Origin of the sequence: Microbacterium sp. K27 (genome assembly GCF_004794435.1) — a bacterium.
In the GTDB taxonomy this organism is placed as follows: Bacteria; Actinomycetota; Actinomycetes; order Actinomycetales; family Microbacteriaceae; genus Microbacterium; species Microbacterium maritypicum_A.
In genome coordinates, this window is sequence record NZ_SSDK01000047.1 from 20206 (window position 1) to 35469 (window position 15264).

General features: G+C 69.0%; 15 protein-coding genes. 12 read left to right on the forward strand and 3 right to left on the reverse strand.

Annotated elements, in window-relative coordinates; translation table 11 throughout:
• Positions 1 to 35 precede the first annotated feature (35 nt).
• Positions 36 to 1028 carry a tRNA lysidine(34) synthetase TilS gene (gene tilS / locus DW307_RS16870; protein ID WP_136025276.1) on the forward strand — a complete coding sequence of 331 codons (993 nt, stop codon included), beginning with the start codon at positions 36 to 38 and terminating at the stop codon, positions 1026 to 1028.
• Positions 1029 to 1091: 63 nt separating this feature from the next.
• Here the strand turns inward: tilS and DW307_RS18370 are convergent, their stop codons facing one another.
• On the reverse strand, positions 1092 to 1691 hold the full coding sequence (locus DW307_RS18370; protein WP_021198723.1) for a DUF937 domain-containing protein: 600 nt from the start codon (positions 1689 to 1691) through the stop codon (positions 1092 to 1094).
• A gap of 131 nt (positions 1692 to 1822) precedes the next feature.
• On the opposite strand from DW307_RS18370, the gene hpt reads away from it, so the two are divergent.
• The 10 genes from hpt to DW307_RS16925 all read left to right on the forward strand — a co-directional run bounded on the left by hpt (position 1823) and on the right by DW307_RS16925 (position 10561).
• On the forward strand, positions 1823 to 2374 hold the full coding sequence (gene hpt, locus DW307_RS16880) for a hypoxanthine phosphoribosyltransferase (protein ID WP_021198722.1): 552 nt from the start codon (positions 1823 to 1825) through the stop codon (positions 2372 to 2374).
• Between the two features lie 73 nt (positions 2375 to 2447).
• The gene (gene ftsH / locus DW307_RS16885; RefSeq protein WP_021198721.1) at positions 2448 to 4448 is read left to right on the forward strand and encodes an ATP-dependent zinc metalloprotease FtsH; all 2001 of its coding nucleotides are present in this window, start codon (positions 2448 to 2450) and stop codon (positions 4446 to 4448) included.
• Position 4449: 1 nt separating this feature from the next.
• Positions 4450 to 5058 carry a GTP cyclohydrolase I gene (folE, locus tag DW307_RS16890; RefSeq protein WP_136025277.1) on the forward strand — a complete coding sequence of 203 codons (609 nt, stop codon included), beginning with the start codon at positions 4450 to 4452 and terminating at the stop codon, positions 5056 to 5058.
• Positions 5058 to 5867 carry a dihydropteroate synthase gene (gene folP / locus DW307_RS16895; RefSeq protein ID WP_029266118.1) on the forward strand — a complete coding sequence of 270 codons (810 nt, stop codon included), beginning with the start codon at positions 5058 to 5060 and terminating at the stop codon, positions 5865 to 5867. The genes folE and folP overlap by 1 nt, the downstream gene beginning before the upstream one ends.
• A 33-nt stretch (positions 5868 to 5900) precedes the next feature.
• Complete coding sequence (gene folB / locus DW307_RS16900) at positions 5901 to 6296, forward strand: dihydroneopterin aldolase (RefSeq protein WP_021198201.1); 396 nt, start codon at positions 5901 to 5903, stop codon at positions 6294 to 6296.
• On the forward strand, positions 6293 to 6832 hold the full coding sequence (gene folK, locus DW307_RS16905; protein ID WP_136025278.1) for a 2-amino-4-hydroxy-6-hydroxymethyldihydropteridine diphosphokinase: 540 nt from the start codon (positions 6293 to 6295) through the stop codon (positions 6830 to 6832). Before folB ends, folK begins: the two co-directional genes overlap by 4 nt.
• Complete coding sequence (locus DW307_RS16910) at positions 6829 to 7311, forward strand: DUF3180 domain-containing protein (RefSeq protein ID WP_029259664.1); 483 nt, start codon at positions 6829 to 6831, stop codon at positions 7309 to 7311. The genes folK and DW307_RS16910 overlap by 4 nt, the downstream gene beginning before the upstream one ends.
• A complete protein-coding gene (locus DW307_RS16915; RefSeq protein WP_021198198.1) occupies positions 7262 to 7843 on the forward strand; it encodes a PH domain-containing protein in 582 nt (193 codons plus the stop codon). The genes DW307_RS16910 and DW307_RS16915 overlap by 50 nt, the downstream gene beginning before the upstream one ends.
• Positions 7840 to 9879 (forward strand): PH domain-containing protein, encoded by a 2040-nt coding sequence (locus DW307_RS16920; RefSeq protein ID WP_136025279.1) that lies wholly within the window; start codon positions 7840 to 7842, stop codon positions 9877 to 9879. The genes DW307_RS16915 and DW307_RS16920 overlap by 4 nt, the downstream gene beginning before the upstream one ends.
• On the forward strand, positions 9869 to 10561 hold the full coding sequence (locus DW307_RS16925; protein ID WP_136025280.1) for a DUF2520 domain-containing protein: 693 nt from the start codon (positions 9869 to 9871) through the stop codon (positions 10559 to 10561). Before DW307_RS16920 ends, DW307_RS16925 begins: the two co-directional genes overlap by 11 nt.
• A gap of 41 nt (positions 10562 to 10602) precedes the next feature.
• On the opposite strand, the gene DW307_RS16930 is transcribed toward DW307_RS16925, so the two are convergent.
• Complete coding sequence (locus DW307_RS16930; protein WP_136025281.1) at positions 10603 to 12480, reverse strand: DUF2207 domain-containing protein; 1878 nt, start codon at positions 12478 to 12480, stop codon at positions 10603 to 10605.
• A gap of 80 nt (positions 12481 to 12560) precedes the next feature.
• Here DW307_RS16930 and lysS point away from each other — a divergent pair, with 80 nt between their 5' ends.
• Positions 12561 to 14093 carry a lysine--tRNA ligase gene (lysS, locus tag DW307_RS16935; protein WP_029259669.1) on the forward strand — a complete coding sequence of 511 codons (1533 nt, stop codon included), beginning with the start codon at positions 12561 to 12563 and terminating at the stop codon, positions 14091 to 14093.
• Between the two features lie 15 nt (positions 14094 to 14108).
• Here the strand turns inward: lysS and DW307_RS16940 are convergent, their stop codons facing one another.
• Positions 14109 to 15227: a DUF4192 family protein gene (locus DW307_RS16940; protein ID WP_136025282.1), complete on the reverse strand. Its 1119-nt coding sequence runs from the start codon at positions 15225 to 15227 to the stop codon at positions 14109 to 14111.
• Positions 15228 to 15264 lie beyond the last annotated feature (37 nt).

The window sequence follows — 15264 nt, forward strand, 5'->3', positions numbered from 1 at the left end:
GAGCGCCGAGCAGGGGAGTGCCCTAGCGTGGACGGGTGCCGTCACTTCCTCCCGCCATCGCCGAGATCCGCCTCGCCGTGCGCACCGCGCTCGCCGAACTCCCCGAAGGATCGACGGTCATCGTCGCCCTCTCCGGAGGCGCGGACTCGCTCGCGCTCGCCGCGGCCACCGCCTTCGAAGCACCCAAGCTCGGTGTCCGTGCGGCGTCGTTGACGGTCGATCACGGCCTGCAGGACGACTCCGCGGAGGTCGCCTCCGGCGCGGCGCGCACGGCCGCCGAGCTGGGTCTCGACCCCCTGCTCGTGCGCGTCGACGTCGCGGGCGAGGGAGGGCCCGAAGCCGCTGCTCGTGATGCCCGCTACGGCGTTCTTCGCGATGCGGCCATCGATGTCGGTGCCGCCGCGGTGCTGCTCGGGCACACCCTCGACGACCAGGCGGAGACAGTGCTCCTCGGACTCGCCCGCGGCTCCGGCGCCGCGAGCCTGCAGGGGATGGCGCCGGTGCGGGAGGACGACGACGGCGTGCGGTGGGTACGCCCCTTGCTCGGGGTGCGCCGGGAGACGACGCGGGCATTCTGCGCGGCATCGGCCCTCGACCCCTGGGATGACCCGCACAACATCGATGGCCGCTACGCGAGGGTCCGGGTGCGCGAGCGCGTGCTCCCCGTGATCGAGGCAGAGCTCGGTCCCGGCATCGCCGAGGCCCTCGCCCGCACGGCAGAGCAGCTGCGGGAGGACGCGGAGGCGTTCGACGAGATGATCCACGAGACCATCGAGGACATCGTCGAGCATGCGGAGGCGGGGATCTCGGTCAGCGTGGCGGCGCTCGCCGCGAACCCGGCGGCGCTGCGCAACAGGATCATCCGCCTCGTCGTCGACAGCGAGTTCGGGGTGAGCTTGACGCGGGTGCAGACCATCGAGGTCGCGCGACTGGTGACCGACTGGAGCGGCCAGGGACCGATCGACCTCCCCGAGTGCTCGGTCGTGCGACAGGGCGGCCGCATCGTCTTCACGGCATCCGGTCGCTGAGCGCGTTTCGTCCCGGGCGCCTGTGGCGTCTTCGCGAGACGGAACGCGCTCAGCGCGGAAGCTCTACTTCTTGCCGCCGAAGAGGCCGCCGAGGATCCCTCCGAGGTCGATGCCACCGCCGGATGCGCCGTTGCTGCCACCGCCCAGCAGCCCGCCGATCACGTCACCGATGCCGCCGCCGGCGGAGCCGCCCTTGTCGCCGCCACCGAGGATGCCTCCGATGAGGTCACCGATGCCTCCAGAGCTCTCCGCGCCGGCATCCGCCTTCGCGGCCTTGTCCTTGCTCGCGTTCGCGATGAGGCCCATCACGATGGGAGCGAGGATCGGCAGCAGCTTGCCGAAGTCGATGCCGGGGGTCGCCTTCGACTCGGTGAGCTCCTTCGTGACCTCCTTCTCCTTCGAACCGAGGATGTGCGCGACGATCTTGCCGCCGTCGGCCTGATCGATGTCGTCGACCTTCGCGGCGCCGGCGCTGCCCTCGTGCTTCTTCAGTGCGTTCTGGATCGCGGCGGAGCCCTCGTCAGTCTTGGCGTTCTGCGCGAGCCCGCCGAGCAGCACCGCACCGCCCTGCTCGACAGCGACCTTGGCCTCGTCCCGCGAGACGCCCAGCTTCTCGGCGATGTCGTCGATCGGCACCTGCCTGAGGATGTCGTCAAGAGCCATGGTGAATCCTTCCGTCGGGGCGTCCGCCCACATCACCGCTCACAGTAGTGCGGATGGCGCGGGAGGGGGAGATGCCTTCCCGGCCGACCCACCGGGACCGAGCATCCGATCGCGTCGCCTAAAATCGATCCATGCGCGCCGCGGAAATCCAGGACGACCTCACCAGCATTCTCGTCACAGAGGAGCAGATCCTCGCCAAGCTCGATGAACTCGCGGCACAGGTCGCAGAGGATTATGCGGGCAAGGACCTCGTCCTCGTCGGCGTCCTCAAGGGCGCGGTGATGGTGATGGCCGACTTCGCCAGGGCATTGCCCTTCCACGCACCGATGGACTGGATGGCGGTCTCGAGCTACGGTGCGAGCACCAAGTCCAGCGGTGTCGTGCAGATCCGCAAGGACCTCGACACCGACCTGAACGGCAAGCACGTGCTGATCGTCGAGGACGTCATCGATTCGGGCCTGACCCTCAGCTGGCTGCTGGAGAATTTCGGATCCCGCGGAGCCGAGTCGATCGAGGTGCTCGCCCTCCTGCGCAAGCCCGAGGCCGCGAAGGTCGTCATCGACTGCAAGTACGTCGGGTTCGACATCCCGACCGATTTCGTCGTCGGATACGGCCTCGACTACGACGAGCGCTACCGCAACCTGCGCGACGTCGCGGTGCTCGCTCCGCACGTCTACAGCTGACGACCGCGACGCGCTACGCCGTGGGTGAACGCACAGCGACCCCCTAGGGCGCGCGCGATACGCTGATCCGATCATGGATGTGAAGAAGCTCACCCGGAATCCGCTGATCTACGTCGCGCTGATCGGCGTGCTCCTGTTCGGCGGTTTCCTGCTGATCTCGAATCTGGGCGCGCCCAAGCAGATCACGACGCAGGAGGGGCTCAAGCTGCTCTCCGGCACGACGGTCACCGAGGTCGTGAACACCGACGGCGACCAGCGCGTGGACATGACGCTCTCGAAGCCCTTCAAGGGCTCGGAGGACGTGCAGTTCTACTACGTCGACGCCCGCGCCGACGAGGTGGTCAGCGCGATCAACGAGGCGGCTCCGAAGGACGGCTTCAACGACGCCGTTCCTCGTGCGACCTGGTTCGACGGCTTCCTCTCGCTCCTTCTTCCGCTGGTGCTGCTCGGCCTGCTGTTCTGGTGGCTCCTGTCGTCCATGCAGGGTGGTGGCGGCAAGGTCATGCAGTTCGGCAAGTCCAAGGCCAAGCTCGTCAACAAGGAGACCCCCACCGTCACCTTCGCCGATGTCGCCGGTGCCGACGAGGCCATCGAAGAACTCCATGAGATCAAAGAGTTCCTCCAGGACCCCGCGAAGTTCCAGGCCATCGGCGCCCGCATCCCGAAGGGCGTGCTGCTGTACGGCCCTCCCGGAACCGGCAAGACGCTCCTCGCCCGCGCCGTCGCCGGAGAGGCAGGCGCCCCGTTCTACTCCATCTCCGGTTCCGACTTCGTCGAGATGTTCGTCGGCGTCGGCGCCTCCCGCGTGCGCGACCTCTTCGGCCAGGCCAAGGAGAATGCGCCCGCCATCATCTTCATCGACGAGATCGACGCCGTCGGCCGTCACCGCGGCGCCGGTATGGGCGGCGGCAATGATGAGCGCGAGCAGACCCTCAACCAGATGCTGGTCGAGATGGACGGCTTCGACCCGAACGCGAACGTCATCGTGATCGCGGCGACCAACCGCCCCGACATCCTCGATCCCGCGCTGCTGCGCCCCGGTCGCTTCGACCGTCAGATCGGCGTGGACGCGCCCGACCTCAAGGGCCGACAGAAGATCCTCGAGGTGCACAGCAAGGGCAAGCCCCTCGCGAAGAGCGTCGACCTCGAAGTCGTCGCCCGCAAGACCCCCGGTTTCACCGGCGCGGATCTGGCCAACGTGCTCAACGAGGCCGCGCTGCTCACCGCGCGCTCGAACGCGCAGCTGGTCGACAACCGTGCTCTCGACGAGGCCATCGACCGCGTGATCGCCGGTCCGCAGCGACGCACCCGTGTGATGCGCGACAAGGAGAAGCTGATCACGGCTTACCACGAGGGCGGCCACGCGCTCGCGGCGGCGGCGATGAACTACACCGACCCCGTGACCAAGATCACGATCCTGCCCCGTGGCAAGGCTCTCGGCTACACGATGGTGCTGCCGCTGGACGACAAGTACTCGGTCACCCGAAACGAGCTCCAGGACCAGCTGACCTACGCCATGGGTGGCCGCGTCGCGGAGGAGATCGTGTTCCACGACCCCACCACAGGTGCCTCGAACGACATCGAGAAGGCGACCTCGATCGCGCGCAAGATGGTCATCGAGTACGGCATGACCACGCAGGTCGGACCGGTCAAGCTGGGCACCGAGGGCGGCGACATGTTCGTCGCACGCGACATGGGACGCGGTCGCGAGTATTCGGAGAAGGTCGCGGAGCGGGTCGACGCCGAGGTGCGTGCCCTCATCGAACAGGCGCACAACGAGGCGTACGAGGTCATCAGCGAGAACCGCGACATCCTCGACAAGCTCGCTTTGGCGCTGCTCGAGGAGGAGACCCTCGACCACAACCAGATCGCGGAGATCTTCACCGAGATCAAGAAGCTTCCCGAGCGCCCGCTGTGGCTGTCGAGCGAAGGGCGCCCGGTGTCCGAGCGTCCTCCGATCGAGGTGCCGAAGAAGGACGTCTCGCTTGCGGCATCCGTGGAGGCTCCGGCCGGAACGCCGCGCACGCAGCAGGGTTCGGCGGGAGCCGGGCACCCGCGGCCCGCGACGGCGTGACGTGACCGTCGACAGGCAGCGCGTCGAGCGGCTCACGAAGGAGCTGCTCGAAGCGATCGGCGAGGACCCGGACCGGCCAGGGCTGAAACAGACCCCGATGCGGATGGGCGAGCTGTACTCCGAGTTCTTCTCGGGCGTCGGCGAAGACCCGGCCGAGCCGCTCGCGCGCACCATCAGCGTCTCCCGCGGCCCCGCACCGGATACCCTGCCCTCCGGCGCCGTGCTGCTGCGCGACATCCGCTTCCGCTCCGTCTGCGAGCACCATCTGCTGCCCTTCGCCGGTCATGCGCATATCGCCTACCTCCCCGGGGAGCAGGTCGTGGGGCTCGGAGCGCTGGTGCGCGTCGTCGAGATCCTCGCGGCGCGTCCTCAAGTGCAGGAGCGCCTCGGGGAGCAGATCGCCGACACGATCGCAGAGCACCTCGACACCCGCGGGGTGCTGGTCGTGCTCGATGCGGCACACGGGTGCGTCACGATGCGCGGCGGGCGGCAGACCGAGGCATCGACGCTCACCATCGCGGCGCGCGGAGAGTACACGGACGCCGTCGCCCGAGCGGAGCTCATCACCCTGATCGGCGCGTCGGTGCTTCTCGGGGGTGCGGCGCGCTGATGACCGGGATCTGGGGCATCGTCAACGTGACGCCCGATTCGTTCAGCGATGGCGGACGCTATCTCGACGTCGATCGCGCGGTCGCCCACGGACTGCGACTGCGAGCCGAGGGTGCGGCTGTGCTCGATGTGGGCGGAGAATCGACCAGGCCGGGCGCCGACCGCGTCGGCGACGAGGTCGAACAGCGGCGCGTCATCCCCGTGATCGAACAGCTCGCTGCCGCGGGTGTTCCCGTGAGTATCGACACGCTCAGCGCATCGACGGCGGCTGCGGCCGTGCGGGCGGGCGCCAGGATCGTGAACGACGTCTCCGGAGGGCTCGCCGATCCCGAGATGCGCGCGGCTGTCGCGGAGTCCGGGGCCGATTTCGCGATCGGTCATTGGCGTGGCTTCTCCGCCGACATGTACGCGAACGCCGAGTACCGTCGCGTCGCCCGCGAGGTCGCGGGGGAGCTGCAGGAGCGCATCGGCGAGGCGGCGGCCTCCGGAATCGCCCCATCGCGCCTGATCGTCGACCCGGGTATCGGGTTCGCCAAGGCGGGCGCGCAGAACTGGGAGGTGCTGCGGGGGCTCGACGAGATCGTCGCCCTCGGGCCGCGCGTGCTCATCGGCACATCGCGCAAGCGGTTCCTCGCCGAAGCACTGCGCCAGGAAGCCGAGAGCGACGGTGACGTGTCGGAGTCTCGACGCGACCTCGCTACCGCTGTGACCAGTGCTCTCGCGGTCAGGGCCGGAGCCTGGGCCGTGCGTGTGCATGATGTGGCGAGCACGCGCGACGCCCTCGCGATCGCGCACGCCTGGGAAGGCTGAGGGCGCATCGGGGTGGCCCCGTACGCTAGAAGCATGGAGTCCCTCGACGAGATCGTCCTCACCGGTCTGACCGTCTTCGGTCGTCATGGTGTCTTCGAGCACGAACGCCGCGACGGGCAGGAGTTCACGATCGATCTTCGTCTGCGGTTGTCGCTCGCGCAGGCTGCCGTCTCCGACGACGTGAGGGACACCGTGCACTACGGAGAGCTCGCCGAGAAGGTGGCCGCGGTCGTGGCCGGGGAACCGGTGAACCTGATCGAGACGCTCGCCGAGAGGATCGCCGCCGTCGGTCTCGAAGACCGTCGGGTGCAGGACGTCGTCGTGACCGTGCACAAGCCGCATGCGCCGATCGCGCTGGACTTCACCGATGTGGCGGTCACCGTGCATCGCCGCCGAACGCCTGACGCGCTGGAGGACACGACCGTATGAGCCGCAACCTCGCGAACCCGCCCGACATGCCCGCGCCTCGTCCCGGACGTCCGGAGACCACCGCGGTCGTCGCCCTCGGCGCGAACCTCGGCGACCGCCACGACACGATCAGGGCGGCCGCCGAGAGGATCGCGCGGCTCCCGCTGGTCAGCGAGGTGCGCCTCTCCCGGTTGTTCGAGACCGTCGCCCTCCGGCTCGACGGGCCCGATCCCGAGGCACCCGGCTACGTCAACGCCGTGGCTCTGGTGACCACGCGCCTCGCTCCCGAGATCCTTCTCGGGATGCTGCACGCCATCGAGGACGAGAACGGCCGAGAGCGACGGGAGCGCTGGGGCGACCGCACGCTCGACCTCGACCTGATCGCGTACGGCGACGTCATCTCCGACGAACCGCGTCTGCAGCTGCCGCATCCGCGCGCTGCCGAACGCCTCTTCGTGCTCGAACCGTGGCTGGATGTCGACCAGGACGCGGTGCTGCTCGGCCGGGGCAGAGTCGCCGACCTCGTGGCGGAACTGCGGGCCCGGAGCGAGGGATGAGACGCACCTCTGCGGGCGTGCTCGTCGTCCTCGCACTGCTCGCCGGCGGAGGCGGGTTCCTGCTCGATCACCTGTTGACGGCATCGGGACGTGTCACGTTCACCCCCTCGCTCCTGCTTCCGGTGCTCCTCCTGCTGATCGCCGCAGCCTCCCTCGGGGTCGCATGGCCGGTGCGGCGCAGCGTGCGGTCGGGCATCCGCATCGATCCCTTCCGCGCACTCAGAGCGGCGACACTCGCGCGGGCCTCGAGTCTGCTCGGCGCCATCATGGCGGGGTTCGGAGCCGGGCTGCTCGTGTTCCTCCTGTCACGTCCCGTCATTCCGCAGGTAGGGTCGACTGTGGCCATGCTGGCCCTGATCGGAAGCGCGATCGTCCTCGTGATCGCCGCGCTCGTCGCCGAGCAGTTCTGCACCCTGCCGAAGGATCCTGATGACTCAGAACCCAGAGACCGCGCCCCTGAACCCGGCGGAGGGCACTGACCTCGACGCCCTCGACAGGGGGACGTACACCCAGCTGCGCACGGCACGCAACGAGGCCCGCCTCGAACTCGACGGGACGTGGCACCAGATCTCGCCGCGCTATGTCGTGTCGCAGATCGTGCAGAACGTGATCTTCATCGCGATCGTCGCGATCGCCGCCGTCGTGCTGAACGTGGTGCTGAATCAGCAGTGGGTGTGGATCCCCGCCGGGATCATCCTGCTCATCACCGTGTTCGCCCTCATCATCCTCCCGCGCCAGGCGAAGGCGATCGGCTACATGCTCCGCGCCGACGACATCGTCTTCCGCAAGGGCATCCTGTGGCAGCGCATGATCGCCGTCCCCTACGGTCGCATGCAGCTGGTCGACATCACGCAGGGGCCGCTCGACCGCGCGTTCGGCATCGCCCAACTCAAGATGGTCACGGCCGCCGCGACGACCGGCGTGCAGATCCCCGGTCTGACGCAGGGCGCGGCCGAGGCGCTGCGCGACACCCTCATCCAGGTCGCCGAGACCCGTCGGACCGGCCTGTGAGCGAGCAGCAGCCCCCTTTCGCGCCGAGCGCGCCGCTGCCCGTCGAGGAGGGTTCCGCGACGCTCGCGAACGGTGAGTGGCACCGCATGCACCCCCTCACCCCGCTCTTCAAGGGCGGGCTCGCGCTGATCATCATCGCGGGTATCGTCATCGCGAACATGCGGGATCGCCTGATCACCTGGGCCGTGGGCATCTTCACGCCCGAAGAAGCGCACTACGGCGACTACGCCGGTGCCGATCCTGTCGACTGGGTGCTCTCGAACAACCTGATCCTGGTCGCGCTCCTCAGCGTGCTCGGGCTCGTGATCGTGCTGGTGCTGATCTTCTGGTTCGTCTGGCGCTTCCAGCAGTTCCGGATCACCGGCGATCACGTCGAGGTCCGCAAGGGAATCATCTTCCGCTCGCACCGCCGCGCACCTCTCGACCGCGTGCAGGGCGTGAACCTGACACGCCCGTTCCCCGCCCGCATCATCGGTCTCGCGAAGCTCGAGGTGGTCGGAGCCGGCAACGACGCGAACGTCGAGCTCGAATACCTCGCGACGCCCCGCGCAGAGTCGGTGCGTGCCGACATCCTGCGTCTGGCATCCGGTGCTCGTGCGGCGCGCGACGCCGCGCTGAACCCGGCGGCAACGTCGGCCGCACCCGGTCCGACATCCGCCCGGGCGCAGCTGGTCGGTTCGATGAACGCGGGCGTCAACGGCCTCATCTCCGGCGTCGACCTCGCCGATGTCGTCCCCGAGAGCGTCGTGAAGATCCCGACCGGCCGGCTTGTGGGCTCGCAGTTGATCTCCGGGCTGCTGTGGTTCGTCTTCTTCGGAGCGATCTTCGCGATCGCGATCGGCAGCGCGTTGATCGGGATGCTGGCCGATGGCAACTCGGATGGAGGTTTCGTCCTCCTCGGGCTGGGTCTCGGCATGGGCGTCCCCATGGTCATCGCCGTGGTCGGTATCACCTGGGCGCAGATCTCGAAGTCGCTGCGCTACTCGATCGCTCCGACTCCTGACGGCGTGCGCATCACCTACGGTCTTCTCACGACCGTGACCGAGACGCTCCCGCCGGGACGTATCTTCGCGGTGGAGGTGTCGCAGTCGCTGCTGTGGCGCCCATTCGGGTGGTGGACGATCAAGATCAACCGTATGAGCGGCAAGAGCGCAGCCCAGCAGTCGTCGGGGAGCGGACAGCAGTTCAACGTGGTGCTGCCCGTCGGCAAACGCGCCGATGTCGAACGCGTGCTCGCGCTGGTGCTCCCCGACGTTCCTGGGGAGAGCATCCCGTTCCTCTGGGATCAGGGCGTCGTTGGTCCCGCCGATGGCGACACGTATCGGACGATGCCACGGCGTGCAGCGTGGCGGCGTCCGTTCTCCTGGAAGCGACACGGCTACCTCGTCGCCGACTTCGGTCTGCTGCTGCGCCGCGGAAACGTATGGCGCAAGCTCGCCGTGTTCCCGCTGGCACGTCTGCAGGGGGTCTCGCTCAGCCAGGGGCCGATCGACCGGCACCAGCGGGTTTCCGGCGCACAGGTGCACACGGTCCCCGGGCCGATCACCGGGTACCTCTCGGGTCTCGAACGTGCCGATGCGCTGGCTCTGGTCGACGAGGTCAGCCGTGCGGCAGCGGAGGCGGCGTCTCGCGACACCACCCACCGCTGGAGTGCGCACGCGACGGAGATTCCCGTCGCAGCGCCTCCGGCCCCGCCGGCGTACACCGGCCCGCCGCCGGTCTTCCCCGTCCCCGGACAGGCAGGGCCGCCCGCCCCGCCCGTATCGCCGCCTGCACCACCGGTCGCTCCGCCGTCGCCCCCGGTGCTTCCGGTGCTTCCGCCGGCATCTCCGGTGGGACCGCCTTCGGGTGTACCGGCTGCTCCGCCGGCGCCCCCGGTGCTTCCGCCGGTCGGACCGCCCGCGGCTCCACCGGCAGCACCCGCGGAGAACGCTCCGGAGGGTCCACAGGTGCCTCCGAACGTCCCGGCTGCTCCGCCGGCAGCTCCTCCCGCACCCCCGCTGCTCCGGCGGACGAGGCGCGACGATGGCGCGTGACGGACGCCTCGGCGTCGGCATCATCGGGGCAGGGCGCGTAGGGCCGGTCGTCGGGGCGGCGCTCGGCGGTGCAGGACATGCCGTGATCGGGATCACCAGCGGATCCGACGACGAACGCGCCTCGGCCGTGCTGCCGGACGTGCCGGTTCTCGATGCCCTGGAGGTCGTGCGTCGCGCCGAGCTCGTGATCATCGCGGTACCCAGCGAGCAGCTGCCGTCGCTCGTCGCGGGCATCGCCGAGGTGGGCGGCTGGCAGATCGGCCAGCTCGTGCTGCACACCGACCCCGGCTACGGCATCGACGTGCTGCGCCCGGCAGCCGAACGCGGGGCGATCCCCCTCGCCGTGCATCCCGCGATCACCTTCACAGGGACGTCGATCGACCTTCGGCAGCTGCATGCCGGGTTCGCCGCGGTGACCGCTCCGGTCGCCGTGCTGCCGATCGCCCAGGCCCTCGCCGTGGAGATGGGGTGCGAGCCCATCGTGATCGCGGAGGCGGATCGCGCGGCCTACGCCGATGCGATCGCGACAGCCACCGAGTTCTCGCGGTCGATCATCGGACAGTCGACCGCGCGACTACGGGAGATCGGCGTGGAGAACCCCGGCGGCTACCTCTCGGCGTTGGTGCAGTCGACCGTCGAGCGTGCGCTGCGCGAAGCCTCCGACGCGCCCCCGCTGATCTGAACCTTTCGCGGCGGTACCCCGGATGCGGGCGCCAGCGGGACTCACCGTCCGCCGGAGAAGCCGCCGCCTCCGCCGCCTCCGGAGAACCCGCCGCCGAATGACCCTCCGGCACTCGACGAAGAGCCCGCCGAGGGGGCCGAGTACGTCGCGGCTGAGTGCGACGATGCCACGAACGAGGCGAGCTGCGTCCGGAGTGCGAACGATGCCGGGTCGCCGATCCAGGATGCGCCGCGCTTCGCGCTCGCGTAGGCCTTCTCGAGCACATCACCCCACTCGCGTTCCATCCCGAACAGGATCGCGTAGGGGAGAAGCCGTTCGTAGACGTGGATGACATCGGCGGTGCCGTCGGCGCGACGTTCGGCTCCGGTGTACGACTGGAGCATGCGCAGGCGATCGGCGTCGGCGACCCGGATGAACTCCTTCACTCCCTGCAGATACTCGTAGGTGCGTGCGCCTTCGGCGGTGAGCACCGTGTGCTTCGAGAACGGATACACGCTGGAGAGCAGCACGAGGAAAGTCCCGATGGAGATCACGACGAGTGCAGGAATCGCGGACAGGCGTCCGCTGGCGGCGCTCCAGATCCCGAACGCCAAGCCGGCGACGGCGAGGCCGATCGCACACCACTGCAGGATCACAGCACTTCGACTGCGTGCCTTTTCGGTGAGTCCGCGGCTCTGCGCCTCGGTCGTGCCTCTGTGCTGGAGCGCCGTCATCCGCGCGGCGAAGGCTTCGTCGGCGGCGGGGAGATCGACCACCCCGTCGGCGTCCGCATCGAGGAAGAGCGCTTCGAGGGCGTCGACGTCGAGCTGGTCGGGGCTGTGTGCCTCGCCGAGACGACGAACGCGCGGCTCGTCTTCCTCCGTCCCCTCTTCGATGCGCAGCATGCCGCGGACGGCGAGGTGCACGATCTCGGACGGGATCACGTCTTCTGCCCCGGGAACGACGGCGGCGGCGAGCAGCGGGGGCAGCGAGTCCGGCACGTCGTACTGGGCGACCACGATGCCGGTAGCGGCTCGCCGTCTGCGCGCGAAGGCCGACACCGCCACCCAGCTGCCGGCGGCGAGTCCGAGAGCGCCGACCGCGGCGGCGATCGGTGCGACGTCGGCGACCGGATCCGGTGTGCGGGCGAGCGGCTGCGTGGCGGTGCCCGGTTCGAAACCGATGGCCACCGTGACCCCGTCACCGGCGGGACGAGACCCCGATTCGACACGGAAGGTCGCGCTGCGGCCGTCGGTGGTCGGACCCTCCAGCTCGCACTCCTCCTTCGAGCCGGAAGGGCCGGAGTAGCAGCGGGTGGCACCGTCGAGTGCGTTGCTCATCGCAGGATCGAACACGATCTCGGCGCGGAACCGGTCGATGGGCTGCGTGCTGTCGAGGGGGAGCAGGTCCCAGTAGAACTCGTCTGCCGGGGGAGCGGACGAATCCTCGGAACGATCGGTCGCGAGGATCACGTCGCGCATCTCGTACTCGATGACGTAGGTGGTGAGACCCCGCACGAAGTCGTCGTCGTTACCCGTCAGCACGTAGAGGAGCCCGTCCTCCTCGTCCGTCTCGTAGGGCACGTCCGCCCCGTTGCCGTCGGTGACGGACAGGATCGTCGTCTCGATGCTCGCCCCTTCGTATGAAGTCGCGAGTCCGCGGACGATGCCGCGATTCTGGTTGACGTCGGGGAAGCGGGCCACGATGGTCTCCGTCACGCGCATGCGGGCGCGGCCCTCGTCGTCGAGACCGATCTCGTAGACGGCATCCCACGAGCTGTAGGAGAAATCGTCGACATCGGTGGGGACGTCCGCGGGCCGGGGCGCAGCCAGGTGCGACGCGGGCCCGTCGGACGCGGCCTGCGCGGCGGCAGGGGCGAGGACCGCCACCATCGCGAGGGAGAGAGCAGCGAACGCGCGGAGGATCCGTGTGTGGGCCATTCTTCGAGGCTACCCAGCGTGCGCCAAGCAGCGGGATGCCGCCTCGGTAAACTGGGAGGGACTTCCAAGGAGCCCCCCACATGACTGACGCGTCCGCCGCGCCCGAATCGGCCTCGACCGACCCTTCCCTCGAAGAGGACGTCCACGAGCAGAAGGCCGTGCGCCTCGCCAAGCGCGAGCGCCTGATCGAGAAGCGGGCGGATGCGGGCGGCGGGGCGTTCCCGGTCGCCGTTCCCGTCACGCACACGATTCCCGCGCTGCGCGCCGAGTACGGCGAGCTCGAGGCCGGTGCCGAAACCGGTGTCATCGTCGGAGTCGCGGGTCGTGTGGTGTTCAGTCGCAACACCGGCAAGCTCTGCTTCGCCACTCTGCAGGCGGGTGACGGCTCGCGCATCCAGGCCATGATCTCCCTGGCGAACGTCGGCGAGGAGTCGCTGGCCGACTGGAAGGAGTACGTCGATCTGGGGGACCACGTCTTCGTGCACGGTGAAGTCATCTCCAGTCGCCGCGGCGAGCTGTCGATCATGGCGGACGACTGGACGATCGCGGCGAAGGCGATCCTGCCGCTCCCCAATGCCTACTCCGAACTCAGCGAGGAGGGCCGCGTACGCAGCCGCTACCTCGACCTGATCGTGCGCGAGCAGGCGCGCACGACGGTCCGCGCGCGCGCCGCCGTGAATGCGAGCCTGCGTTCGACCTTCACCAGCCATGACTACCTCGAGGTGGAGACCCCGATGCTGCAGGTGCAGCACGGCGGGGCCTCTGCCCGCCCGTTCATCACGCACTCGAACGCGTTCGACACCGAGCTGTACCTGCGCATCGCACCCGAGCTGTACCTCAAGCGCGCTGTCGTCGGCGGGATCGAGCGCGTCTACGAGATCAACCGGAACTTCCGCAACGAGGGAGCCGACTCTACACACAGCCCCGAGTTCGCGATGCTCGAGGCCTACCAGGCGTACGGCGACTACAACCAGATGGCCGCCCTCACACAGGAGCTCGTGCAGAACGCGGCGATCGCGGTCGCCGGCTCCACGACCGTGACCTGGGCCGACGGTACCGAGTATGAGCTCGGCGGCGAGTGGGACCGCATCTCGATGTACGAGTCGCTGTCGGCCGCATCCGGGCGCACCACCACTCCGCAGGACTCGGTCGAAGACCTGATCGCGTTCGCCGAGGCCAACGACGTCGATCTGCCTCCGCAGGCCACTCACGGCAAGCTCGTCGAGGAGCTGTGGGAGCATTTCGTGAAGGGCGACCTCGTCCGCCCCACGTTCGTGATGGATTTCCCCGTCGATACGTCGCCCCTGGTCCGTGAACACCGCTCGATCGCGGGTGTCGTGGAGAAGTGGGATCTGTACATCCGTGGCTTCGAGCTGGCGACCGGGTACTCCGAACTGGTCGACCCCGTGATCCAACGCGAGCGCTTCGTGGAACAGGCCAAACTCGCCGCACGCGGTGACGTCGAGGCGATGCCGGTCGACGAAGAGTTCCTGCGGGCCCTCGAGCACGGCATGCCGCCGTCCGGAGGAATGGGCATGGGGATCGACCGCCTGCTGATGGCGATCACCGGCCTGGGCATTCGTGAGACCATCCTGTTCCCCCTGGTCAAGTAACACGATCACCGACGGTCACTGCGCCGAGTGGCGACGGAACGCCCACTCCGGGAGCATCGCTCCGCCGATCATGGTCTCCAGGAGCGCGGCCAGTGAATAGTGCGGGTCGATCTCTCGCACCATCTCGAGGTATCGGCCCGCGTGGCTGGCGCGTCCCAGAGCCCATGACAACCACGCCGCCACGGTGAGGGGTGCGGATCGCGAGAGCCTCGGAGCCCGTGCCGCCGCTTCGCGTGCGGCGGTGAGGGCGCGTCGGAGGCGGTCGGTGTCGGGAGTGGGGCCGCGCCCGAGGAACACCTCGCCCACCTCGTCGGGGATCATCACCCCGGATTCGGCGTACGCGGTCTGTGCAGCGAGGGTGCGCACGCCGCCTGCCAGGTCGGTCGCCCACTGAGCGATGGCGACGTCCCGCAAAAGGGGCTGCCCGAGGCACCACAGCAGCGTGGCCGTCGCGAACGGGGGCAGAGCCTCGGGTGCCGCCAGCACCGACTCGTAGAAGGCCGGAACGTCGTCGAGCAGGACGAGCGCGGCGATGAGCCGCGGATCATCCCGACTCGTCAGTCGACCTCGACCCTTCCGATCGAGGAACGCCGCGAGTTCGACCGACGCGGTCCCCACACGTTCCTTCTCGGCGAGGTCGACGTGCGGGAGATCCGCCCCGACGCTCTGGTCTCCGGACACGTCGGTCGACAGCGGTAGATCGGCGGGAGTGCGGATCTGCGCCAACGGCCCCAGCTCGGGCTCCTCGTCGAGGTAGCTCGACCACCCGGAGGGGGTCACGCAGAGAGCGTCGACGATGCGGAGGCCCGCCTCCTCTGCGCACCCCAACAGCTCGTCGACGGCGACCGCGTGGGGGAGGACGAGACCGTCTCGCGTCGGGTGCGACTCCTCATCGGTGTAGACGACGACCGCGACGGCATCCGTCGCTGTGACGCGGGCGACGAGGCCGACGGCGGCGTCGGCATAGACCTCGAGGTCAGCCTTCTCCTGCGGGAGATCGAGACGCATGGCTCCGTCGGTGCGGCTGCCTCGGAAAGGGAGGAGCACGATGCTCCGACGGGGCGTGAAGCCCGCGAGGGACGGGACGATGCCGAGGAAAGCGGCGGAATCGGAGGCTCGGAGAACTGTTGTCATCCCGAGAGTGTCGTCGAGGGCGAAGCCCGCCGAGCGC

Excerpts from the sequence above, each read along its gene's own strand:
- DW307_RS18370 (WP_021198723.1), bottom strand. The coding sequence starts at position 1,691 with ATGGCTCTTGACGACATCCTCAGGCAGGTGCCGATCGACGACATCGCC.
- hpt (WP_021198722.1), top strand. The coding sequence starts at position 1,823 with ATGCGCGCCGCGGAAATCCAGGACGACCTCACCAGCATTCTCGTCACA.
- ftsH (WP_021198721.1), top strand. The coding sequence starts at position 2,448 with ATGGATGTGAAGAAGCTCACCCGGAATCCGCTGATCTACGTCGCGCTG.
- folP (WP_029266118.1), top strand. The coding sequence starts at position 5,058 with ATGACCGGGATCTGGGGCATCGTCAACGTGACGCCCGATTCGTTCAGC.
- folB (WP_021198201.1), top strand. The coding sequence starts at position 5,901 with ATGGAGTCCCTCGACGAGATCGTCCTCACCGGTCTGACCGTCTTCGGT.
- folK (WP_136025278.1), top strand. The coding sequence starts at position 6,293 with ATGAGCCGCAACCTCGCGAACCCGCCCGACATGCCCGCGCCTCGTCCC.
- DW307_RS16910 (WP_029259664.1), top strand. The coding sequence starts at position 6,829 with ATGAGACGCACCTCTGCGGGCGTGCTCGTCGTCCTCGCACTGCTCGCC.
- DW307_RS16915 (WP_021198198.1), top strand. The coding sequence starts at position 7,262 with ATGACTCAGAACCCAGAGACCGCGCCCCTGAACCCGGCGGAGGGCACT.
- DW307_RS16925 (WP_136025280.1), top strand. The coding sequence starts at position 9,869 with ATGGCGCGTGACGGACGCCTCGGCGTCGGCATCATCGGGGCAGGGCGC.
- DW307_RS16930 (WP_136025281.1), bottom strand. The coding sequence starts at position 12,480 with ATGGCCCACACACGGATCCTCCGCGCGTTCGCTGCTCTCTCCCTCGCG.
- lysS (WP_029259669.1), top strand. The coding sequence starts at position 12,561 with ATGACTGACGCGTCCGCCGCGCCCGAATCGGCCTCGACCGACCCTTCC.
- DW307_RS16940 (WP_136025282.1), bottom strand. The coding sequence starts at position 15,227 with ATGACAACAGTTCTCCGAGCCTCCGATTCCGCCGCTTTCCTCGGCATC.